This window comes from Nocardioides lentus, from assembly GCF_039529515.1.
GTDB classification, from domain to species: Bacteria; Actinomycetota; Actinomycetes; order Propionibacteriales; family Nocardioidaceae; genus Nocardioides; species Nocardioides lentus.
Genome location: NZ_BAAAMY010000014.1, coordinates 153,554 through 174,634 on the forward strand (window position 1 = coordinate 153,554; position 21,081 = coordinate 174,634).

Here is a 21,081-nt window from a genome sequence, read left to right on the forward strand (position 1 = left end):
CCGCGTCAGTCGACCGCGAGGCCCTCGGCGCCCCGGATGACGTCGACGATGCTGCCCATGATCTGGGTCAGCCCGTAGTCCTTCGGCGTGTAGACCGCGGCGACACCCGCCTCCCGCAGGCTCCGGGCGTCGGCGTCGGGGATGATCCCGCCGACGATGACCGGCACGTCCCCGAGCCCCTCGGCGCGCAGCCCCTCGACCACCGCCGGCACGAGCTCCATGTGCGAGCCCGACAGGATCGACAGCCCCACGCAGTGCACGTCCTCGTCGACGGCGGCGCGGACGATCTGCGCGGGCGTGAGCCGGATCCCCTGGTAGACGACCTCGAAGCCGGCGTCGCGGGCCCGCACGGCGACCTGCTCGGCGCCGTTGCTGTGGCCGTCGAGACCGGGCTTCCCGACGAGCAGGCGCAGGCGCCCGCCCAGCTCCTCACCGGTCGTGCGCACCTTCTCCCGCACCGCCCGCAGCTCGTCGCCGGCCTCACCGGCGGCGGCCACGACGCCCACGGCCCCGCTGACTCCGGTCGGCGCACGGAACTCGCCGAACACCTCGCGCAGCGTGCCGGCCCACTCCCCCGTCGTCGCGCCCGCGCGGGCGGCCGCGAGGGTGGCGGTCATCAGGTTGGCGTCGGTCTTCGCGTCGGCGGCGAGCCGGGCCAGTGCCTCGTCGACCGCGGCCTGGTCGCGCCCGGCCTTCCACTCCTCGACCGATCGCAGCGCCGCGCGCTCGGCCTCGGGGTCGGCGGTCTGGATCGCCCCGTCGAGGTCGGCGGTCAGCGGCGAGGGCTCGGTCGAGGTGTAGACGTTGACGCCCACGATCTTCTCCTCGCCGCTCTCGATGCGCCCGCGGCGGGCCGCGTGGGCGGAGACGAGGGCCTGCTTCATGTAGCCGGACTCGACGGCCGCGATCGCCCCGCCCATCGCCTGCACGCGGTCCATCTCCTCCCGGGCGCCGGCGACCAGCTCGGCGACCTTGGCCTCGATCACGTGGCTGCCGTCGAAGATGTCCTCGTACTCCAGCAGGTCGGACTCGAAGGCCAGCACCTGCTGCAGCCGCAGGGACCACTGCTGGTCCCAGGGTCGCGGCAGGCCGAGCGCCTCGTTCCACGCCGGCAGCTGGAGTGCTCGGGCCCGGGCGTTCTTGGAGAGCGTCACGCCGAGCATCTCGAGCACGATGCGCTGCACGTTGTTCTCCGGCTGCGCCTCGGTCAGCCCGAGCGAGTTGACCTGCACGCCGTAGCGGAAGCGGCGCATCTTGGGGTCGGTCACGCCGTACCGCTCGCGGCACAGCTCGTCCCACAGCTCGACGAAGGCCCGCATCTTGCAGGTCTCCTCGACGAAGCGGACCCCGGCGTTGACGAAGAACGACATCCGGCCCACGACGGCCGGGAAGTCCTCCTCGGCCACCTGGCCGCCGTTGCGGACCTGGTCGAGCACGGCGATCGCGGTGCACATGGCGTACGCGAGCTCCTGCGTCGGTGTCGCGCCCGCCTCCTGCAGGTGGTAGCTGCAGATGTTGATCGGGTTCCACTTCGGGACCTGGTTGACCGTGTAGGCGATCACGTCGGCGATCAGCCGCAGCGAGTGCTCGGGGCCGAACACGTAGGTCCCGCGGGACAGGTACTCCTTGATGATGTCGTTCTGGGTGGTGCCGGCGAGCTGCGCCGCGACCTCCTCGGCGGTGGGCGACCCCTCGCCCCCGCCGACGCCGGCCTGCTCCTCGGCGACGACCTGGTACAGCGCCAGCAGCCACATCGCCGTGGCGTTGATCGTCATCGACGTGTTCATCGACGTGAGCGGGATGCCCTCGAAGAGCCGGCGCATCTCCCCGAGGTGGGGCACGGGCACGCCGACCTTCCCGACCTCGCCCGCGGCGAGCGGGCTGTCGGGGTCGTAGCCGGTCTGCGTCGGCAGGTCGAAGGCGACCGAGAGGCCGGTCTGGCCCTTCTCGAGGTTGCCGCGGTACAGCGCGTTGGACGCCGTCGCGGTCGAGTGGCCGGCGTACGTGCGCATCACCCAGGGGCGGTCCCGCGACGGACGGGGGGCCGTGGGCTCCGGCGTGAGCGGGCCGGACGCGGTGGGGTCTGCCATGACCGGAGGGTAGTCCCGTGGCTACTGGTAGGTAACCGGTCGAGCGGTGTGGAAAAGGCCACACGGCCCGGGCCCGGGGACCCGGCCCCGCGCACGGCGGAGCCGGGCGCTCAGGCGTCGGCGTGCGCCGGCTCGAGCTCGACCACGCGGATCAGGTGGGTCAGGTGCAGCAGCCGTCGTACGGCGGGTCCGGGCGCTCGCAGCACCACCCGGCGTCCGCGCGCCCCGGCGCGACAGCTCGCGGCGGCCAGCACCTTGAGGGCGGTCACGTCGACGCACTCGACCGCCGCGAGGTCCACCACGACGACGTCGGCGCCCGGCTCGTCGCTCCACGGGTCGGCGGTCTCCAGCAGCTCCGCCAGCGCCGTGCGCAGCCGCGCCGTGCTCCGACAGTCGACGTCGCCGGACAGCACGAGACGCCGTCCGTCCAGGTCCGTGGTCACCTCGGCCAGCATCAGATCCCCCGATCCTTCGGCCGCGTCGGACGCGACCGTCTGCTCAGGGTGACGCGTGGAGGGCCCCCGAGGTTGCATTACCCGCGGAACCGCCCGCCCGTGTCGCCGCGGCGTACGCCAGTGCGGCCGATCCCACCGCCAGCAGCGCCATGCCGACGACCCCCTCGGGGCTGAAGATGTGGCCGACGTGCACGAGGTAGGCGCCGGGCAGCAGCAGGACGCCCGGCAGCGCGGCGACCCGCATCCGTCGCACCGCGTCCGCGAGCACCAGCACGACGCAGGCCATCAGGGCGTAGGAGCCCACCTCGCCCAGCGGGGTGCCGATCCGGAACATCAGGCTCACTGCGTCGGGGCGGGGCACGTCGGGGCCCAGCTCGCGCGTCACGTAGCCCGCCCCGATGCCGCTGACGACGTCGAGCGCGGAGTAGAAGGTCATGTAGACGTAGGCGGTGAGCCGGATCGCCCACGACAGCAGGTCGGTGCGGCCCCGGACCAGCATCACCAGCGCGACGCCGACCAGCGGGAAGAACAGCAGCCCGGGCAGGTGCAGGCCGTACCAGAGACCGGAGGTCTCGTAGGACAGCGAGTGCGGGTGGAAGAGGCCGGCGACGGCGAGGCCGAGACCGGGCACGGCGAACAGCGCGGCGTACAGCAGCGGCGAGCGGCGCAGCACGGGCGTGCGGGGCAGGTCCATGCGGAGAATCTACGGGGCGCGCCCGACCGACCCGCGGCGTCGTGCCCGGGCCCTACCCTGGGCCCATGGTGAACCTGACGCGCATCTACACCCGGACCGGCGACGGCGGGCGCACCCGGCTGGTCGACATGACCGAGACGACGAAGAACGACCTGCGGCTGCACGCCTACGCCGACGTCGACGAGCTCAACGCCCAGATCGGGGTCGCCATCGAGCTCGGCGGGCTCGACGACGACGTCGTGGAGGTGCTGCGCACCGTCCAGAACGACCTCTTCGACGCCGGCGCCGACCTCGGCAACCCGGTCGTCGCCGACCCCGAGTTCCCGCCGCTGCGCGTGGAGCAGGCCTACGTCGACCGGCTCGAGGGGTGGTGCGACTCCTACAACGAGGACCTCGAGCCCCTGCGGTCCTTCATCCTTCCGGGCGGCTCGGCCGGCGCGGCCCTGCTGCACGTCGCCCGCACCGTGTGCCGGCGTGCGGAGCGCTCGGGCTGGCGTGCCCACGCCGAGCACGGCGAGGGGATGAACGTCGTCGCCATCGCCTACCTCAACCGGCTCTCGGACCTGCTGTTCATCCTCGCCCGCCACGCGAACCGCTCCGTCGGCGACGTGCTGTGGAAGCCGGGCGGCGAGCGCTGACCCGGCGCCGACGGGCGGTCACCGGCACCGGCCGGCGCTGACCCGTCGGCAGGCCGCGACCGCCCTCCCATCCCTCGCCCGGTACGGTCGGGATCGACACGGGGTGCCCCCTGCGCGGGGCTGAGATCACACCCGTCGAACCTGATCTAGCTCGTACTAGCGAAGGGATGTCCGTGGTGACGTCGTCCTCCCACCCCTCCTCCGGGTCCATCTCCCCGGCTGCCGCCCCCGGTCCCGACCCTGCTGGGGCACCCACGCCGGGCGACCTGGCGGGCGCGCTGGCGCGCCTCCGGGAGCAGGCGCCCCTGGTGCAGTGCCTGACCAACGCGGTGGTCATGCCCCTGACCGCCAACGGGCTGCTGGCGCTCGGCGCCTCCCCCGCCATGGTCGACGTGCCGCAGGAGGCGGGGCCGTTCGCCCGCGTGGCCTCCGGCGTGCTGGTCAACCTGGGGACGCCCCACGCCGCGCAGCGCGAGGCGATGCGGGAGGCCGTGACGGCCGCCGAGGAGGCCGGCACCCCCTGGGTGCTCGACCCGGTCGCGATCGGCGCGCTGCCCGTGCGCACGGCGCTGGCCGCCGAGCTGGTCGAGCGGCGGCCCGCCGTCGTCAAGGGCAACGCCTCCGAGGTGATGGCGCTCGCGGGCCTCGGCGGGGGCGGGCGCGGCACCGACAGCGCCGACGACGTGGCGGCCGCGCTGCCCGCGGCCCGCGAGCTCGCCGCGCGGACCGGCGGGGTGGTCGTGGTCACCGGTCCGGTCGACCTCGTCACCGACGGGGTGCTCGAGGTCCGCGTGCCCGGGGGCCACCCGCTGCTGACCCGCGTCACCGGCGGGGGGTGCCTCCTCGGCGCCGTCGTCGCGGCCTTCGCCGGCTCGTCGGCGCCGCTCGTGGCCGCGACCGCGGCCTGCGCCTGGTACGGCGCGGCGGCGGCCGCCGCCGGTCGACGTCCGGGGGCGGGCGGGCCGGGCTCGTTCGCGGTCGCCCTCCTCGACGAGCTGGCCGCACTCGACCCCGCCACGCCTCCGGCGGGGCTCGCGTGAGCGCCCCGGACGGGGTCTACCTCGTGACCGACGGCGCGCAGGCGGCCCGCGCCGGCCGCGACGTCGTCGAGACCGTCGTGGCCGCCGTCGCGGGCGGCGTGCGCTGGGTGCAGCTGCGCGCCAAGGACGCGGCCGACGCCGAGGTGCTGGCGCTGCTGCGAGCGGTCGGCGACGCCGTTCCCGACGACGTCCGGCTGCTCGTCAACGACCGGCTGGGTGTCGTCCTCGCCGCCCGGGAGGCGGGTGCCCGGGTGGACGGCGTGCACCTCGGGCAGGGCGACGGCTCCCCCGCACGGGCGCGGGAGGCGCTCGGCCCCGGGATGCTGGTGGGCGTCAGCGCCTCCACGCCCGACCAGCTGCGCCGGGCCGCCGCCGACGGCGCGGACCACGTCGGGATCGGCGCCGTGCACGCCACCTCGACCAAGCCCGACGCCCCGGCTCCGCTGGGTCTCGCGGGCGCGACGGCGCTGGCGGCGGTCGCCGCGGGCCACGGGCTGGCCTCGGTCGCGATCGGCGGGCTCGGTGTCGACGACCTGCCCGCGCTGCGCGCCGGCGGCTTCGACGGCGCCGCCGTCGTCTCGGCGATCTGCGCGGCGGCCGACCCCGCGCTGCAGACGCGGCGGCTCGTGCGGGCGTGGGAGCGGGCGGCGTGATCCCCCGCGTGCTCTCGATCGCCGGCACCGACCCGACGGGCGGGGCCGGGGTGCAGGCCGACCTGAAGTCGATCGCCGCCCAGGGCGGCTACGGCATGGCCGTGGTCACCGCGCTGGTCGCGCAGAACACCCGGGGTGTGCGCGCCGTCCACCGCCCCCCGGACGACTTCCTGCGGGCGCAGCTCGACGCCGTGGGCGACGACGTGGTGGTCGACGCGGTCAAGGTGGGGATGCTCGCCGACGCCGACCTGGTGCGCACCGTCCACGACTGGCTCGCGGCCCACCGGCCGCCCGTGGTCGTCGTGGACCCGGTCATGGTCGCGACCAGCGGGGACCGGCTGCTGGACGCCGAGGCCGTCGACGCGCTGCGCGAGCTGGTGCGGGGCGTCGCCGACCTGGTGACGCCCAACGTGCCCGAGCTGGCGGTCCTCGCCGGCGGCCCGCCCGCCACGGACTGGGCCGGCGTGCTGGCCCAGGCGCGCGAGGTGGCCGCGGGACTGGGGGTGCGCGTGCTCGCGAAGGGCGGCCACCTCGTGGACGACCCCGTCGTGCGCGACGCGCTCGTGGACCCCGACGGCACCGTGGTCGAGACGGTCGGCGCCCGGGTCGAGACCCCGCACACCCACGGCACCGGGTGCTCGCTGTCGTCGGCCGTCGCGACCCTGCGGTGCGCGAGGGGCTCGTGGCCCGACGCCGTCGCCGAGGCGACCCGCTGGCTGCGCGAGTCGGTCGCGGCCGCCGACGACCTGCACGTGGGCACCGGGCGCGGGCCGGTCTCCCACTTCGCCGGGCTCTGGGCGCGCGGCGGCACCGAGACCCCACCGGCGGCCGCCGAGGTCACCGAGGGCTGGTGGCGGGAGACGGCTCCCGTTCGCGCGGCCATCGACGCGCTGCCCTTCGTGCGGGCGCTCGGCGACGGGTCGCTCGACCGCCGTGCCTTCGACGACTACGTGGGCCAGGACGCGCTCTACCTCCGCGAGTTCGCCCGAGCGCTGGCCGCCGCGAGCGCCACGGCCCCGACCGCGGCCGAGCAGGCGTTCTGGGCGGCGGCCGCCGAGGGGGCGGTCGCCACCGAGCTGCAGCTGCACGGCGGCTTCCTGCCTCCCGCGGAGCTGTTCGACGCCACGCCCGGCCCCGCGCTCACGGCGTACGTCGACCACCTGCTGGCAGCGGTCGCCCGCGGCTCCCACGAGGTGCTCGTCGCGGCGCTCCTGCCGTGCTTCTGGGTCTACGAGGACGTCGGCTCGCGGCTGCTCCCGCAGGCCCACGACGGCCACCCGTACGCCGCGTGGCTGCGCACCTACGGCGACCAGGCGTTCGCGGCCACGACCGCCGAGGCCGTCCGGCTCGTCGGCGAGGCCGCCGCCCGCGCGCGACCCGAGGTGCGGGAGCGGATGCGGGCGGCGTTCGCGGCGTCGGTGGAGCACGAGCGGCGGTTCTTCGCGGCTCCCCTCGGGGCCGCGACGACGACCTGAGAGGCTGGGGCCGTGGACGACGCACGCTTCTGGGCCCTCATCGACCTGCTCGACGGGGTCGCCGACGACGGGTCGGTCGCCCGGCTCTCCGCGCAGCTCGCCGCCGACGAGGTCGACGCGTTCGGTGCCGCGCTGGACGAGGCGGTCGAGGGGCTGCTCGCGCGGTGCCGGGTGCCCGCGACCCACGAGGGTGACGCCGCCGAGCTGCTCGCGGCCGCGGTCGTCGCGGCCGGCCGGTCGACGTACCGGTCGACGCGGGAGACCGGTGGCGAGCTGGACCCCGGCGCGTGGCGCTGGGAGGGCGCCGAGGCGCTGCTCGTCGCCGGGCTCGAGGGCGACGACGAGTGGGACCGCTCGCCGTTCGTGCTCCAGTGGCTCACCGCCGACCTCCCCGACGGCGTGGGCTCGGCCTGGACCGGCGAGGAGCCCGCGCTGCCGGACGGGGTCGACCCCGACGACCCGGCGTTCGGCTTCGTGCCCGCGACCGACCCGGCCTGGGACGCCGCCCGCGACGCCCTCCACGCCGACGCCGGCGTGGCGGAGGCCCGGCGCGACATCGGCGCCCGCTTCGGCGTCGAGTGGGACGCCGTCCACGTGTGGCTCGTTCTGCGCGACGGGCTGACCGAGCCCGACATCACCCTCTGGGCCCCGGACGGCGAGCCCGCCGACCCGGCCGACGGCGAGGAGACCCCGGACGACGACACCGTCGTGGTCTGGGGCGCGACGCCCGCCGCCGACCTGCGCGGCCTCGACGGCCCGGGCCGCACCGCGGCGTACCTCGAGCTGGTGACCGGTCTGCTCCAGGTCGTGCTCGACGACGCCTGAGGGCCGACCCGGCAGAAGATCCCGCCCCGCGGCGGGAGCTGCCGCCGGCTCGAGCCGTCCCGGGCGGGAGCTGTCGCCGGGTCGAGCCGCCTCAGGCGGGAGCTGCCGCCGACCCGGCCGTACGACGGGAGCGCAGGCCGAGCAGCGCGAGCACGGCGCCGACGACGGTCACGGCGACCGCGGTCACCGTCCCCGGGCGACCGAGGGCCTCGTCGAGCCCCCGGGCGGCGGAGAGCCACTCCGAGCCGTCGACGCCCTCGGGACCGGCGAGGACCGGCAGCACCTCGAGGCCGACGGCCAGGATCACGCCGGTGACCACCAGCGTGCCCCCGAGGCACAGCAGTCGGCGGCGGGCGGCCAGGAGCGCGAGGCCGAGCAGCACCGCGGCGCCGACGCCGACGACCACCGCCGCCGTCAGCAGCGCCGCCCGGGCCGTGCCGGCCAGGTCGGAGAGGGACCCGGCGAGCTCCTCGGAGCCCGGCGGGGTGTCCGGGAGCTGACGCAGCCGGCGGGCCTCGGCGGTGCGGCCCCGCTCCTCGAGGCGCTCCGCCACGGCGTCGTAGACCCCACCCAGCCGCAGGTCGCCGTCGTCGGTGATCTCCGCGGCCGCCAGCGCCTCGCGCACTCGCGGGTCGCGGACGGCCTGCTCGGTCGCGGCCGCCACCTGGGCGTCGTCGGCGCCGGCGGCGAGGCCCTGCTCACGCAGGCCGTCGACGAGGTAGGCGGTGGCGTCCTCCCGGAGCCCGGGCGAGGCGAGGGCGAGCGCGCCGAGCCGCCCGGGGCGCTCCGGGTCGGCCACCACGACACCGGTCAGCGCCAGGACGGCGGCGGTGGCCGCGGCGACCGCCGCCAGCAGCGAGAGGACCACACAGATCGCGGCGCGCATCAGACGCCACCCCGGACGCCGGGCGGGCCGGCCTCGAGCCACGCCTGGAACCCCGTCACCGAGGACGGGTTCATCGCGAGCTCGACCTCGCCCTGGGGCGTGCGGCAGCACACGACGACGTGGTCGGCGTACAGCGCGGCGAGCTCGGCGGCGCGGGGGTCGCGACGGGCGCCGAGCGAGAGCGTCTCGCGCGCGAAGGTGCGGCGGGGGCGCGGCGAGAGCGAGAAGATCCGGAACCACTCGAGGGTCTCCCCCGAGTACCGGCCGAGACCGAGGACCCAGCCACGACCCTCACGGTCCGAGCGGACCCGGTGGCTGAGCTCGAAGGTGCCGCCGTCGCGGGCGATCCAGCGGCGACGGACGACGAGGGCCACGCCGTAGAGGAGGACGAGCAGCAGCACGGCCCCGAGGGCCTCCAGTGCGACCTGCCACCACGCCATCCGCACCCTCCTGCGTCGTGAGCCCGTCCGCCGGCCGCCCCGACGTCAGTCAGGGTAGCGGTGACGCCCGGCACCCCTGACGGGGCACCGGGCGTCACGGCGTGCGTCACCTCAGGAGCTGCGCTCGGCGGCCCGGATGCGCGCCTCGGCGCTCCGGACGGCCGCCACGGCCTCGTCGTCGTCCTCGCCGGCCTCGTGGGCCCGCTCGAGGTCGGCGCGGGCCTTCTCGAGGTCGATCTCGTGCGACAGCTGCGCGTACTCGGAGAGGATGGACACCCGGTCGTCGGCCACCGACAGGAAGCCGGTGTCGACCGCGGCCGACCAGGTCTCGCCGTCGGTGGTCTGCACGTCCACCACCCCCGGCACGAGCACCGAGAGCAGGGGCGCGTGGCCGGGCAGCACGCCGAGGTCGCCCTCGACCGTGCGCGCGACCACGCGGGACGCCTCCCCCGACCACACCAGGCGGTCGGCGGCGACCAGCTCGACCTGGAGGCCGGAGCGTGTCGAGTCAGCCATCAGATCAACCGTTCTTCTGCAGCTCGGCCCACTTGGCCTCGACGTCCTCGAGGCCACCGCACATGAAGAAGGCCTGCTCGGCGACGTGGTCGTACTCGCCGTCGGCGATCTTGTTGAAGGCCTCGATCGTGTCGGCCACGGGGACTGTCGAGCCCTCGATGCCGGTGAACTGCTTGGCGACGTAGGTGTTCTGCGACAGGAAGCGCTGGATGCGGCGCGCCCGCTGCACGATCACCTTGTCCTCCTCGCTGAGCTCGTCGACGCCGAGGATCGCGATGATGTCCTGGAGCTCCTTGTTGCGCTGCAGGATCTGCTTGACGCGGATCGCGCAGTCGTAGTGCTCCCGACCGATGTACTGCGGGTCGAGGATCCGCGACGTCGAGGTCAGCGGGTCGACGGCCGGGTAGATGCCCTGCGAGGCGATCTCGCGGGACAGCTCCGTGGTGGCGTCGAGGTGCGCGAACGTCGTCGCCGGCGCCGGGTCGGTGTAGTCGTCGGCGGGCACGTAGATCGCCTGCAGCGAGGTGATCGAGTGACCGCGCGTCGAGGTGATCCGCTCCTGCAGCTGGCCCATCTCGTCGGCCAGGTTGGGCTGGTAGCCCACGGCGGAGGGCATGCGACCGAGCAGCGTCGAGACCTCGGAGCCGGCCTGGGTGAACCGGAAGATGTTGTCGATGAAGAGCAGCACGTCCTGGTTCTGCACGTCGCGGAAGTACTCCGCCATCGTCAGCGCCGAGAGCGCGACGCGCAGCCGGGTGCCCGGCGGCTCGTCCATCTGGCCGAACACCAGGGCGGTCTGCCCGATGACGCCGGCCTCGGTCATCTCCTCGATGAGGTCGTTGCCCTCACGGGTGCGCTCGCCGACGCCTGCGAACACCGACACGCCGCCGTGGTCCTTGGCGACGCGGGCGATCATCTCCTGGATCAGCACGGTCTTGCCGACCCCGGCGCCGCCGAACAGGCCGATCTTGCCGCCCTGCACGTACGGCGTGAGCAGGTCGATGACCTTGATGCCGGTCTCGAACATCGTGGTCTTCGACTCGAGCTGGTCGAACGCCGGCGCCTTGCGGTGGATGCCCCACCGCTCGACCTCGCCGAGGGTCTCGCCCTCGGCGAGGTTCAGGCACTCGCCGGTGGTGTTGAACACCTTGCCGAGCGTGACGTCGCCGACGGGCACCGAGATCGGGCCGCCGGTGTCGCGCACGGTCGAGCCGCGCACCATGCCGTCGGTGGGGCGCATGGAGATCGCGCGGACCATGCCCTCACCGATGTGCTGGGCGACCTCGAGGGTCAGCGTCTGGGTCTCGCCGCCGAGCTCCAGGTCGACCTTGAGGGCGTTGTAGATGTCGGGCATCGCGTCCGTGGGGAACTCGATGTCCACGACCGGGCCGATGACCCGGGCGATCCGCCCGGTGGCGCCCTGGGCGTCGCCGGAGGTGGTGGTCTCGTCGATGGTGGCAGTCATGTCTGTCTCTCACTCACTCCCGGCGTTGGCGTCGGCCAGCGCGTTGACGCCACCGACGATCTCGCTGATTTCCTGGGTGATGCCGGCCTGGCGGGCCTGGTTGGCGATCCGCTTGTACTTCTTGATGAGCTCGTCGGCGTTGTCGGTGGCCGACTTCATGGCCTGCTGCCGGGCCGCGAGCTCGGAGGCCGCCGCCTGCAGGTGCGCGAAGTAGATGCGGCTCTGCACGTACTGCGGCAGCAGCGTGTCGAGCACCTCCTCCGCGCTGGGCTCGAACTCGTAGAGCGGGAGCAGCTCGGAGGACTCCGGGCGCTCGGCCCCCTCGACGACCTCGAGCGGCAGCAGCCGGATCGTGCTCGGCTCCTGCGAGAGCATCGAGCGGAAGCGGGTGAACACGACGTGGACCTCGTCCACGGCGGGCACCTCGTACTCCTCGCCCTCCGCGCCGCGCGAGGAGACCTGGCCCTGCTCGCCCTCGTGGGCGAGGAACGCCGCGATCAGCGCCTGGCCGATCTCGGCGGCCTTCTCGTAGGTCGGCTGGTCGGAGAAGCCCGTCCACGCCCGCACCACGGGACGCTGGCGGAAGCCGAAGTAGGCCTGCCCCTTGCGTCCGGAGATGTAGGTGTCGACCTCCTTGCCCTCGCCCCGCAGGCGCTCCGCGAGGCGCTCCGCCTCGCGCAGCACCGACGAGGAGTAGGCCCCGGCCAGGCCGCGGTCGCTGGTCACGACCAGCACCGCGGCCCGCTTCGGGTCCTCCGGCTCGGTGGTCAGCGGGTGCTCGACGTTGGAGAACGTCGCCACCGCCGACACCGCACGGGTCAGCTCCCGCGCGTACGGCGCGGCCGCCTGCGCCCGCTGCTGCGCCTTGATGATGCGGGACGCAGCGATGAGCTCCATGGCGCGCGTGATCTTCTTCATCGACTCCGTCGACTTGATCCGCGCGCGGTACTCACGCAGCGATACAGCCATGGGTTACCTCAGCCCCGCTTCTGCTTGACGATCTGCTCCTGCTCGATGTCCTCGTCCTCGAGCGCCTCGTGCTGCTCCTTGCCCGGCTTCAGCGAGGACCCGTCGGAGGTCTCGAACTGGTCCAGGAAGGAGTCGTAGGCGTCGCTGAGCGAGCTGGCCGTGTCGTCGTCGAACTTCAGCGACTCGCGGATGGCCGACAGGATGCCGTCGTGGCTGCGCTTGAGGTAGTCGATGAACTCCTGCTCGAAGCGCAGCACGTCGTCCGTCGGCACCTTGTCCAGGCGCCCGGTCGTGCCGAGCCACAGCGAGACCGTCATCTCGTCGATCGGGTACGGCGAGTACTGCGGCTGCTTGAGCAGCGCCATCAGGCGCTGGCCCCGGGCGAGCTGCTGGCGCGACGCGGCGTCCAGGTCGGAGGCGAACATGGCGAACGCCTCCATCGCGCGGAACTGCGCGAGGTCGACCTTCAGCGAGCCGGTCACGCCCTTGAGCGCCTTGGTCATGGCCGCACCGCCGACGCGCGACACCGAGACGCCGACGTCGATCGCCGGGCGCTGGTTGGCCGCGAACAGGTCCGACTGCAGGAAGATCTGGCCGTCGGTGATCGAGATGACGTTGGTCGGGATGAAGGCCGAGACGTCGTTGGCCTTGGTCTCGATGATCGGCAGTCCGGTCATCGAGCCCGCGCCCATGTCGTCGGAGAGCTTGGCGCAGCGCTCGAGGAGCCGCGAGTGCACGTAGAACACGTCACCCGGGAACGCCTCGCGGCCCGGCGGGCGACGCAGCAGCAGCGACACGGCGCGGTAGGCCTCGGCCTGCTTGGTGAGGTCGTCGAACACGATGAGGACGTGCTTGCCGTCGTACATCCAGTGCTGGCCGATGGCCGAGCCGGTGTACGGCGCGAGGTACTTGAAGCCGGCCGAGTCCGACGCGGGCGCCGCGACGATGGTCGTGTACTCCAGCGCGCCGGCCTCCTCGAGGGCACCACGCACGGAGGCGATGGTCGAGCCCTTCTGGCCGATCGCGACGTAGATGCAGCGGACCTGCTTGTCCGGGTCGCCGGACTCCCAGTTCTGCCGCTGGTTGATGATCGTGTCCATCGCGATGGTGGTCTTGCCCGTCGCCCGGTCACCGATGATCAGCTGGCGCTGGCCACGGCCGATCGGCGTCATGGCGTCGATCGCCTTGATGCCGGTGGACAGGGGCTCGTGCACCGACTTGCGCTGCATCACCGTGGGCGCCTGCAGCTCGAGGGCGCGGCGCTCGCTGGTCTCGATCTCGCCGAGGCCGTCGATCGGCGTGCCCAGCGGGTCGACGACGCGGCCGAGGAAGTTGTCCCCGACCGGCACCGAGAGGATCTGGCCGGTGCGGCGGACCGTCTGGCCCTCCTCGATGCCGGCGAACTCACCGAGCACGACGACACCAATGATGCGGGTGTCGAGGTTCAGGGCCAGGCCGAGCGTGCCGTCCTCGAACTCGAGGAGCTCGTTGGCCATCGCCGAGGGGAGGCCGCTGACGCGGGCGATGCCGTCGCCGGCCTCGGCGACCGTGCCGACCTCCTCCTTGCTGGCGGTGTCCGGGTTGTAGTCGGAGACGAACCGCTGCAGCGCGTCCCGGATGTCGTCCGGACGGATCGAAAGCTCCGTCATGTCTGGGTCCCTACTCTCGGTGGGTCGGTCGTACTGGTGTCGAAAGTACGTCGCGGTGTCCCGCGACGGTGCCGGCCGGTCAGCCGGCGAGGCGGCGCCGGGCCTCGTCGAGGCGGGAGGAGACGGTGCCGTCGATGACGTCGTCCCCGATCTCCACGCGCATGCCGCCGATCACGGCCGGGTCGACCTGCACGTTGAGGTGCACCTCGCGCCCGTACTGCCGGGTGAGCGCCCGCTGGAGCCGGTCGAGCTCGGCCTGGCCGAGCTCCTGGGCGACCCGCACGGTGGCGACCCGCTCGGAGTGCACGTCGGCGGCGACGCGCTGGTAGTCCTCGAGCGCCACGCCCACCGTGCGGTGGGTCCCCGCGAGGGCCCGCTTGAGCAGGGTGGTCGTCGCCGGGAGCGCCTGGGCCCCGAAGACGGCGTCCACGAGCGCGGACTTGTCCTCGGTGCTGCGCGCCGGGTCGGCCAGCGCGTCGCGCAGCCCCGACTCGTCGCGCACGATCGCCGCGGCGGTGAACAGCTCGTCGGACAGCCGACCGGCGTCCGCGTCGGGTGCCGAGCGGACGGTGGCGACCACCGAGAGGTGCTCGAGCGCGTCCGCGAGGTCACGCGGCGCGGTCCAGCGCTGGCCGGCCGCCCCGGCGGCGACGTCGAGGCTCGTGGCCCCGACCTTGCCGTCGAGGAGACGACGCAGCAGCTCGGAGCGCGAGCCCGGGTCGAGCGACACGTCGGTCGCCGTCCGACGCAGGCCGGCCTCGCGGTGCAGCAGCATCGCGACGGCGAAGAGGTCCTCGCCGACGCTCGCGGCCGCGTCGCCCGAGTCGGCCGACAGCCGCTCGTCGAGCCGCTCGGCGGTCGTCGCGAGGGCGTCCGCGGACGCCCCGCGCAGGAAGGTGGAACCCGCCATCAGACGGCTCCGCTGTTCCCGCGGCCCGCTGCACCCTGCGAGGACTCCAGGTCCTCGAGGTCCTCGAGGAAGCGCTCGACCACGCGGTTCGCGCGGGCGTCGTCCTCGAGGGACTCGCCCACGATGCGTCCCGCGAGGGACGTCGCGAGGGCGCCGACCTCGGCCCGCAGCGAGGTGACCGCCTGCTGGCGCTCGGCCTCGATGGTGGCCTTGCCGTTCTCCTTGATGCGGTCCGACTCGCGCTGGGCCTGCTCGCGCATCTCGGCGACGATCTGCGCGCCCTGCTCTCGGGCCTCCTCGCGGATCCGCGCCGCCTCGTGGCGGGCGTCCGCGAGCTGCTTCTCGAGCTCGGCGAGCCTGGCGTCGGCCTCGGCCTGCTTGGTCTCGGCCGCGCTGATGCCACCCTCGATCGCCTTCGTGCGGTCCGCGTAGGCCTTCTCGAAGTTCGGCGCCACGAACTTGGCGACGAGGAAGAAGAGCAGCGCGAAGACGATCAGCCCGATGATGATCTCGGACACGTGCGGGATCAGCGGGTTCAGATCCTCCGCTGCCCTCACCACGTCAGTGGTCATGGTCGTCCTTCCGGTGCGGTGTCGGGAGACTACGGCGCGAGGACGAACGCCAGCGCGACCCCGATGACGAACAGCTGCTCACAGAGCACGAAGCCGAGGATCGCGTTCGTGCGGAGCTTGCCCTCGGCCTCGGGCTGACGGGCGACGCCGCTGACGAACGCGGCGAAGATGAGGCCGATACCGATACCGGGGCCGATCGCGGCGAGGCCGAGACCAACCATGTTCAAGGTGCCACCCACGGCAGTTCCTTTCGTTGTGACGCCGCTCCGTACGGCGTCGCGGGGGTTGAGCGATTCGGGGTGGGCGGTGCGGGCACCGCCCGGGGGACCTGCCTCAGTGCTCGTCCGCCAGCGCCAGACCGATGTACATCGCGGTCAGCAGCGTGAAGACGTAGGCCTGCAGGAACATGATGAGGACCTCGAGGAAGCTGATCGCGATGCCCATCAGGGCGGACAGGATGCCGCCGGGGATGGCCAGCGGGTTGTCCGAGTGCAGGAGGAGGTACTCCGCACCGAGGGCGAACAGGATCAGCAGGAGGTGACCGGCGAACATCGTCGCGAACAGACGCAGCGTCAGCGTCAGCGGCCGCAGCAGGATGTTCGAGAGGAACTCCAGCGGCACGATGATCGGGACGATCCACCAGGGCAGGCCCGGCGGCAGGGTCTGGTTGCGCAGGTAGCCGACGACGCCGTGGCGGGCGATGCCCACGCCGTTGTAGACGACCCAGGCGATCAGGGCGATCGCCACCACGTAGCCGATGCGCGACATCGTGGGGAACTGGAAGAACGGGATCAGGCCGTAGTAGTTGTTCACGAGCACGAAGCAGAAGATCGTGAACAGGTACGGCACGAAGCGGTGGTAGTCCGGCGCGCCGATGTTGTCGCGGGCGACGCCGTTGCGCACGAAGCCGTAGACGGCCTCGCCGGCGAACTGCAGCCGACCGGGGACCACGGCGGCCTTGCGCGACATCGCGTAGGTGACGCCGAAGACGATCAGCGCGGAGACGACCACCAGCACCATCGGCTTGGTGACCCCGAAGCCCGCGACCTCGAAGATCGGCGGGAGGTTGAAGTCGGCGGGACCCGGCTGCGGCGGGGACTCCGCCGCTCGGATCGTGGCACCGGCGAGGGTCACAGTCTCTCCTCCAGATGACTCGTGTTGCTGCGCGCGAGCGCACCGGCCGGGCCGCACGGGACCGACGAGGGACCCGTCACGCCGTGCGCCCGGGACGTCCGCGCGCCGAGGGCACGCGAGTGCCGCGCCGAGCGCCGGCGACGGTCCAGACCGTAGCAGTCGCGGGGCCTCATGCGGCATCCAGGTCGTAGGTCGGCTGGCGGGTCCGCAGGTAGGCCGCGAGCTCCGCGGTGGTCCAGGTCAGGGACAGCAGGACGATGGTCGCGGCGAGGCTCCAGCGGTCGATCCGCTCGTCGAGCAGGCCGATGCTGGCCACCACGACGAGGCCCACGAGGATGACCGCGACCTTGCCGGTGTGGACCACCAGCGCGACCAGCATCGTGGTGCTCGGGTCGAGCCGGCGGGTGGCGCCGAGCGCCAGCAGGCTGATCGCCGAGGACGCCCAGACGATCGCGATGCCGACGAGGGCTCCCCACAGGCCCGGGGTGCCCTGCACGAGCCAGGCCACGAGCACGCAGGCCCCTCCGAGCAGGAGGGTGCCGAGCGAGCCCAGGACCAGCATCTGCTGGGTCGGGGTGCGGGCGGTCGTCATGGTGGCGGCCGTTCGTCTCGGGGGCGGTGCGGCGGTCCTGCCGGGCGTTCTCGCACCGGCCTGGAACCGCTCGTGAAAGTTATCACAAGGTCGTCACAGGTCCCTAGCCCGGGCTGTCCTGCTCCTCCCCCTCGAGCTCGCCGAGGAAGGCGGGGGCCGGGGCGCGGGGCACGATCAGGGTCAGCACGAGCGTGAGGACCACCATGGCCGCGAGCGTCGTCCACATCAGCGGTCCGCGGTAGAGGCTCGCGAGGACGGTGCCGAAGCCGACCAGGCCCGCCCACAGCCACATCATGACGACCGCGCGGCGGTGGGAGTGGCCGATCTCCAGCAGCCGGTGGTGCAGGTGCTGCTTGTCCGGCGCGAACGGCGAGCGGCCGGCGCGGGTGCGCCGCACCACCGCCAGCAGCATGTCGACGAGCGGCACCACCAGGATCGCGACGGGCAGCAGGACCGGCAGCACGACCGGCAGGAAGCTGCGGCCGGTCGCGGAGCCCGTCGCCAGGTCGGACGCCTCGAACTGGCCCGTCAGCGTGAGGGTGCTCGCGGACAGCACGAGGCCGATCAGCATGGAGCCGCTGTCGCCCATAAAGATCCGCGCGGGGTGGAAGTTGTGGGCGAGGAAGCCGGCGCAGGCGCCGGCGAGGGCGGCGCTCAGCAGCGCGGCCGTGGTGGCCCGGGTGGCGTCGCTGAGCACGGTGAGCTGGTAGCAGAAGAGGAAGAAGGACGCCGCGCCGATGCCGACCACGCCGGCGGCCAGGCCGTCCAGACCGTCGACGAAGTTCACGGCGTTGACGGTGGCCACGACGACGAAGACGGTCAGCAGCGCGCCCTGGGAGGGGTCGATGACGAACTGCCCCCCGTCGGGCTGGGGGAAGAAGTAGAAGCGGACCCCGAAGAGGATGAGCAGCCCGCAGGCCAGGATCTGCCCGCCCAGCTTGGTGAGGGCGTCGAGCTCGTAGAGGTCGTCGAGCACCCCGACGGCGCAGATCAGCGCACCCGCCATGAGCACCACGCCGGCGTCGCGGAGCACGAAGTCGTTGGCGATGGACAGGAACGGCAGCTCGCGCGCGACCACGTAGGCGGCGAGCAGCCCGCCGAGCATCGCGAGCCCGCCGAGGTAGGGGATCGGCTCCGCGTGCACGTCCCGGTCGCGGACCGCGGCCACCGCGTGGGTGCGCAGGGCGATCTCGCGGGCGACGACCGTGAGCAGGTAGGTCACCGCCCCGGCGACCAGGAACAGCACGAGGTACTCGCGCACGCCCCTCAGCCCTTCCCGGGACCCGACTCGTCGGGCTCGGGGTCGGCGGCGCGGTCGGCTGCGCGGTCGGCGTCCGGCTCGGCGTCCGGCTCGACGTCCGACTCGTCCTCGGGGTCGTCCTCGGGGTCGTCCTCGGGCTCGTCGCCGGTGATCACGGCGCCGAGCGGCTCGAGCACGGAGTTGAGCTCGACCAGGCTGATCGCGCCCTCGCGCAGCACGCGGCCCGTCTCGGAGGTGGCGTCGACGATCGTCGAGGCGACGCCACCCGGCGAGGGCCCGTCGTCGAGGACCACCGCGACCTGGTCACCCAGCATCCCCGCGGCCTCGTCGGCGGTGGTGGCGGCCGGCAGACCGGTGGTGTTGGCCGAGCTCACGGCCAGCGGCCCGGTCCGCTCGAGGACCTCGAGGACCAGCGGGTGGTCGGGCATGCGGATGGCCACCGTGCCGCGGGTCTCCCCCAGGTCCCACTGCAGGGAGGCCTGCTGGTGGCACACAAGGGTGAGCCCGCCGGGCCAGAACGCGTCGAGCAGCGCGCGGGCCCAGGCGGGGACGTCGACGGCGAGCGCGTCGACGGTGCCGGCGGCGCTGACCAGGACGGGCGGCGGCATGTCGCGCCCGCGGCCCTTCGCGTCGAGCAGCGCCTGGACGGCGTCGGCGTCGAAGGCGTCCGCGCCGATCCCGTAGACGGTGTCGGTGGGCAGCACGACGAGCTCGCCGCGTCGGACGGCGGAGGTCGCGGCCTCGATCGCGGCCTCGCGCTCCTCGGGGTCGTCGCCTGTCGTGGAGAGCCGGGTCGTCACCGGGCCATGGTGCCAGGCCCGCCGGGCCGCGCCCAGCGGGCCAGGCGCGCGGTGGTCCAGCGGGGCCGGTCCGTGAGGTCCGCGTGGTCGCGGACCTCCCGCCACCGCCCGGTCGCGGCGAACACCGCCGGTGCGGCCTCGGCCTGCACCTCCGCGTGCTCGACGCCCACGACCCCGCCGTCCCGCAGCAGCCGGGCGGCGCTCACCTCGACCGCCCGGATCGCGTCCAGGCCGTCGTCGCCCGACCACAGGGCGGCCGCCGGGTCGTGGTCGCGCGCCTCGGGCGTGACCGACTCCCAGGCCGTGAGCGGGATGTACGGCGGGTTCGACACGACGACGTCCACCGTGTCGTCGAGGTCGACGAAGGCGTCCGCGAGGTCGCCCAGGCGCAGGTCGACCCCCGTGCCGGCCAGGTTGCGCGCGGCCCAGGCGTGGGCCCCCTCGTCCAGCTCGACGGCGTGGACCTCGGCGTGCGGCACCTCCTCGGCGACCGCCCGTGCGATCGCACCCGAGCCGGTCCCGAGGTCGACGACGACCGGGGTGCCCTCCACCGCGCGGGCGGCCGCCACGGCCCAGCCGGCCAGCAGCTCGGTCTCCGGGCGGGGCACGAACACCCCGGGCCCCACGGCGAGCTCGACGTGGCGGAACGCCGCACGGCCGGTGAGGTGCTGCAGCGGCTCGCGGGACGCGCGGCGGACGACGAGGGCGTCGAGGGCGGCGGTCTGCTGGTCGTCGGGCCCGTCGACCAGCGCCAGGCGCGCGACGTCGACGCCGAGGACGTGCGCGAGCAGCTCGCGGGCCTCGGCGTCCGGCGACGTGAGGCCGGCGTCGCGCAGCACGACGGCCGCGCGCCGCCAGGCCGGCCCGGTGCCCCCGCTCACTCGGCCAGCGCCTCGAGCCGCGCGGCGACGTCCGCCTCGCGGCAGGAGTCGAGCACCGGGGCGAGGTCGCCGTCGAGGACGCGGTCGAGGTTGTGGGCCTTGTAGCCGGTGCGGTGGTCCGAGATGCGGTTCTCCGGGTAGTTGTAGGTCCGGATCCGCTCGGAGCGGTCGACGGTCCGCACCTGGCTCCGGCGGGCCTCGCCCGCCTCCGCGTCGGCGCGGTCACGGGCCTCCGCGAGCAGTCGGGACCGGAGGATCCGCAGGGCCTGCTCCCGGTTCTGCAGCTGGGACTTCTCGTTCTGGCACGACACCGTGATCCCGGTCGGCAGGTGGGTGATGCGGACCGCGGAGTCGGTGGTGTTGACGCTCTGTCCCCCGGGGCCCGAGGACCGGAACACGTCGATGCGCAGGTCTCCCGGGTCGACCTCGACGTCGACCGGCTCGGCCTCGGGCAGCACGAGGACGCCGGCGGCGCTCGTGTGGACCCGCCCCTGGGACTCGGTCACGGGCACCCGCTGGACGCGGTGGACACCGCCCTCGAACTTGAGCACGGCGTAGGGGGCGGGGTCCTCCTCGGTGCCGCTGCCGCCGGTGACGCCGAGCGTCACGGACTTGAAGCCCCCGAGGTCGGAGTCGGCCGCCTCCAGCACCTCGGTGCGCCAGCCGCGCTGCTCGGCGTAGCGGGTGTACATGCGCAGCAGGTCGCCCGCGAACAGCGCGGACTCCTCGCCGCCCTCGCCGGACTTGATCTCGAGGATCACGTCCTTGGCGTCGGCGGGGTCGCGGGGCAGCAGCAGGCGACGCAGCCGCGCGGCGGCCTCGTCGCGCCGTACGGCGGTCGCGGCGGCCTCCTCGGCAAAGCCGGCGTCCTCGTCGGCCAGCTCCGTCGCGGCCTCGAGGTCCTCGGTGAGCCGGCGCAGCTGGTCCCACGCCCCGACGACCGCGCCCAGCTCGGCGTAGCGCCGGCCCAGGCGACGGGCCAGCGCGGGGTCGCCGTGGGTCGCGGGCTCCGCGAGCCGTCGCTCGAGGTCGGCGTGCTCGGCGAGCAGCGGCTCGACAGCCTCGAACATCACCCCTCCCCTCGTCGACCGGACTCCTCGGACAGCACGAGCGCCGGCCCCCGCGGACGGGGACCG

The 21,081-nt window shown here is 73.9% G+C and carries 23 protein-coding genes and 1 riboswitch; of the genes, 5 read left to right on the plus strand and 18 right to left on the minus strand.

Going from position 1 to position 21,081, the window contains the following annotated elements; all coding sequences use genetic code 11:
* Positions 1-5 precede the first annotated feature (5 nt).
* From ABD158_RS18070 to ABD158_RS18080, 3 genes are all read right to left on the minus strand, one after another.
* A complete protein-coding gene (locus ABD158_RS18070; RefSeq protein ID WP_344009184.1) occupies positions 6-2,090 on the minus strand; it encodes a protein meaA in 2,085 nt (694 codons plus the stop codon).
* 110 nt (positions 2,091-2,200) lie between these two features.
* The gene (locus ABD158_RS18075) at positions 2,201-2,545 is read right to left on the minus strand and encodes an STAS domain-containing protein (protein WP_344009186.1); all 345 of its coding nucleotides are present in this window, start codon (positions 2,543-2,545) and stop codon (positions 2,201-2,203) included.
* A gap of 43 nt (positions 2,546-2,588) precedes the next feature.
* A complete protein-coding gene (locus ABD158_RS18080; RefSeq protein ID WP_344009188.1) occupies positions 2,589-3,239 on the minus strand; it encodes a hypothetical protein in 651 nt (216 codons plus the stop codon).
* Between the two features lie 65 nt (positions 3,240-3,304).
* On the opposite strand from ABD158_RS18080, the gene ABD158_RS18085 reads away from it, so the two are divergent.
* The 5 genes from ABD158_RS18085 to ABD158_RS18105 all read left to right on the plus strand — a co-directional run bounded on the left by ABD158_RS18085 (position 3,305) and on the right by ABD158_RS18105 (position 7,870).
* A complete protein-coding gene (locus tag ABD158_RS18085) occupies positions 3,305-3,877 on the plus strand; it encodes a cob(I)yrinic acid a,c-diamide adenosyltransferase (RefSeq protein ID WP_344009190.1) in 573 nt (190 codons plus the stop codon).
* A gap of 89 nt (positions 3,878-3,966) precedes the next feature.
* Positions 3,967-4,062, plus strand: a riboswitch (TPP riboswitch).
* Complete coding sequence (thiM, locus tag ABD158_RS18090) at positions 4,045-4,917, plus strand: hydroxyethylthiazole kinase (protein ID WP_344009192.1); 873 nt, start codon at positions 4,045-4,047, stop codon at positions 4,915-4,917. It overlaps the preceding riboswitch by 18 nt.
* Positions 4,914-5,570, plus strand: coding sequence for a thiamine phosphate synthase (gene thiE, locus ABD158_RS18095; RefSeq protein WP_344009194.1), 657 nt, complete (start codon positions 4,914-4,916; stop codon positions 5,568-5,570). The genes thiM and thiE overlap by 4 nt, the downstream gene beginning before the upstream one ends.
* The gene (locus ABD158_RS18100; protein ID WP_344009196.1) at positions 5,567-7,045 is read left to right on the plus strand and encodes a bifunctional hydroxymethylpyrimidine kinase/phosphomethylpyrimidine kinase; all 1,479 of its coding nucleotides are present in this window, start codon (positions 5,567-5,569) and stop codon (positions 7,043-7,045) included. The genes thiE and ABD158_RS18100 overlap by 4 nt, the downstream gene beginning before the upstream one ends.
* Before the next feature lie 12 nt (positions 7,046-7,057).
* Entirely contained in the window at positions 7,058-7,870 is an 813-nt protein-coding gene (locus ABD158_RS18105) for a hypothetical protein (RefSeq protein WP_344009198.1), read from the plus strand.
* A 91-nt stretch (positions 7,871-7,961) separates the two neighbouring features.
* On the opposite strand, the gene ABD158_RS18110 is transcribed toward ABD158_RS18105, so the two are convergent.
* The 15 genes from ABD158_RS18110 to prfA all read right to left on the minus strand — a co-directional run bounded on the left by ABD158_RS18110 (position 7,962) and on the right by prfA (position 21,015).
* Positions 7,962-8,756 (minus strand): hypothetical protein, encoded by a 795-nt coding sequence (locus ABD158_RS18110; RefSeq protein WP_344009200.1) that lies wholly within the window; start codon positions 8,754-8,756, stop codon positions 7,962-7,964.
* Positions 8,756-9,196, minus strand: coding sequence for a DUF2550 domain-containing protein (locus ABD158_RS18115; RefSeq protein ID WP_344009201.1), 441 nt, complete (start codon positions 9,194-9,196; stop codon positions 8,756-8,758). The genes ABD158_RS18110 and ABD158_RS18115 overlap by 1 nt, the downstream gene beginning before the upstream one ends.
* A gap of 111 nt (positions 9,197-9,307) precedes the next feature.
* Positions 9,308-9,712 carry a F0F1 ATP synthase subunit epsilon gene (locus tag ABD158_RS18120; protein WP_344009203.1) on the minus strand — a complete coding sequence of 135 codons (405 nt, stop codon included), beginning with the start codon at positions 9,710-9,712 and terminating at the stop codon, positions 9,308-9,310.
* Positions 9,713-9,716: 4 nt separating this feature from the next.
* The gene (atpD, locus tag ABD158_RS18125) at positions 9,717-11,177 is read right to left on the minus strand and encodes a F0F1 ATP synthase subunit beta (RefSeq protein WP_344009205.1); all 1,461 of its coding nucleotides are present in this window, start codon (positions 11,175-11,177) and stop codon (positions 9,717-9,719) included.
* Positions 11,178-11,186: 9 nt separating this feature from the next.
* Entirely contained in the window at positions 11,187-12,146 is a 960-nt protein-coding gene (locus ABD158_RS18130) for a F0F1 ATP synthase subunit gamma (RefSeq protein ID WP_344009207.1), read from the minus strand.
* Between the two features lie 8 nt (positions 12,147-12,154).
* Positions 12,155-13,795, minus strand: a complete 1,641-nt coding sequence (gene atpA / locus ABD158_RS18135) for a F0F1 ATP synthase subunit alpha (RefSeq protein ID WP_344009209.1) — start codon at positions 13,793-13,795, stop codon at positions 12,155-12,157.
* A gap of 79 nt (positions 13,796-13,874) precedes the next feature.
* Positions 13,875-14,705, minus strand: coding sequence for a F0F1 ATP synthase subunit delta (locus ABD158_RS18140; RefSeq protein ID WP_344009211.1), 831 nt, complete (start codon positions 14,703-14,705; stop codon positions 13,875-13,877).
* A complete protein-coding gene (locus ABD158_RS18145; protein ID WP_425573232.1) occupies positions 14,705-15,277 on the minus strand; it encodes a F0F1 ATP synthase subunit B in 573 nt (190 codons plus the stop codon). Before ABD158_RS18145 ends, ABD158_RS18140 begins: the two co-directional genes overlap by 1 nt.
* Before the next feature lie 29 nt (positions 15,278-15,306).
* Positions 15,307-15,516: an ATP synthase F0 subunit C gene (gene atpE / locus ABD158_RS18150; protein ID WP_344009213.1), complete on the minus strand. Its 210-nt coding sequence runs from the start codon at positions 15,514-15,516 to the stop codon at positions 15,307-15,309.
* 94 nt (positions 15,517-15,610) lie between these two features.
* Positions 15,611-16,411 carry a F0F1 ATP synthase subunit A gene (atpB, locus tag ABD158_RS18155; protein WP_344009215.1) on the minus strand — a complete coding sequence of 267 codons (801 nt, stop codon included), beginning with the start codon at positions 16,409-16,411 and terminating at the stop codon, positions 15,611-15,613.
* A 169-nt stretch (positions 16,412-16,580) separates the two neighbouring features.
* Positions 16,581-17,003, minus strand: coding sequence for a Cg1360 family ATP-synthase-associated protein (locus ABD158_RS18160; RefSeq protein ID WP_344009217.1), 423 nt, complete (start codon positions 17,001-17,003; stop codon positions 16,581-16,583).
* A 103-nt stretch (positions 17,004-17,106) separates the two neighbouring features.
* Entirely contained in the window at positions 17,107-18,264 is a 1,158-nt protein-coding gene (locus ABD158_RS18165) for an MraY family glycosyltransferase (protein WP_344009219.1), read from the minus strand.
* Between the two features lie 5 nt (positions 18,265-18,269).
* Positions 18,270-19,064, minus strand: a complete 795-nt coding sequence (locus ABD158_RS18170) for an L-threonylcarbamoyladenylate synthase (protein ID WP_344009221.1) — start codon at positions 19,062-19,064, stop codon at positions 18,270-18,272.
* The gene (gene prmC / locus ABD158_RS18175) at positions 19,061-19,945 is read right to left on the minus strand and encodes a peptide chain release factor N(5)-glutamine methyltransferase (protein ID WP_344009223.1); all 885 of its coding nucleotides are present in this window, start codon (positions 19,943-19,945) and stop codon (positions 19,061-19,063) included. The genes ABD158_RS18170 and prmC overlap by 4 nt, the downstream gene beginning before the upstream one ends.
* Positions 19,942-21,015 (minus strand): peptide chain release factor 1, encoded by a 1,074-nt coding sequence (gene prfA, locus ABD158_RS18180; protein ID WP_344009225.1) that lies wholly within the window; start codon positions 21,013-21,015, stop codon positions 19,942-19,944. The genes prmC and prfA overlap by 4 nt, the downstream gene beginning before the upstream one ends.
* Between the last annotated feature and the right edge of the window lie 66 nt (positions 21,016-21,081).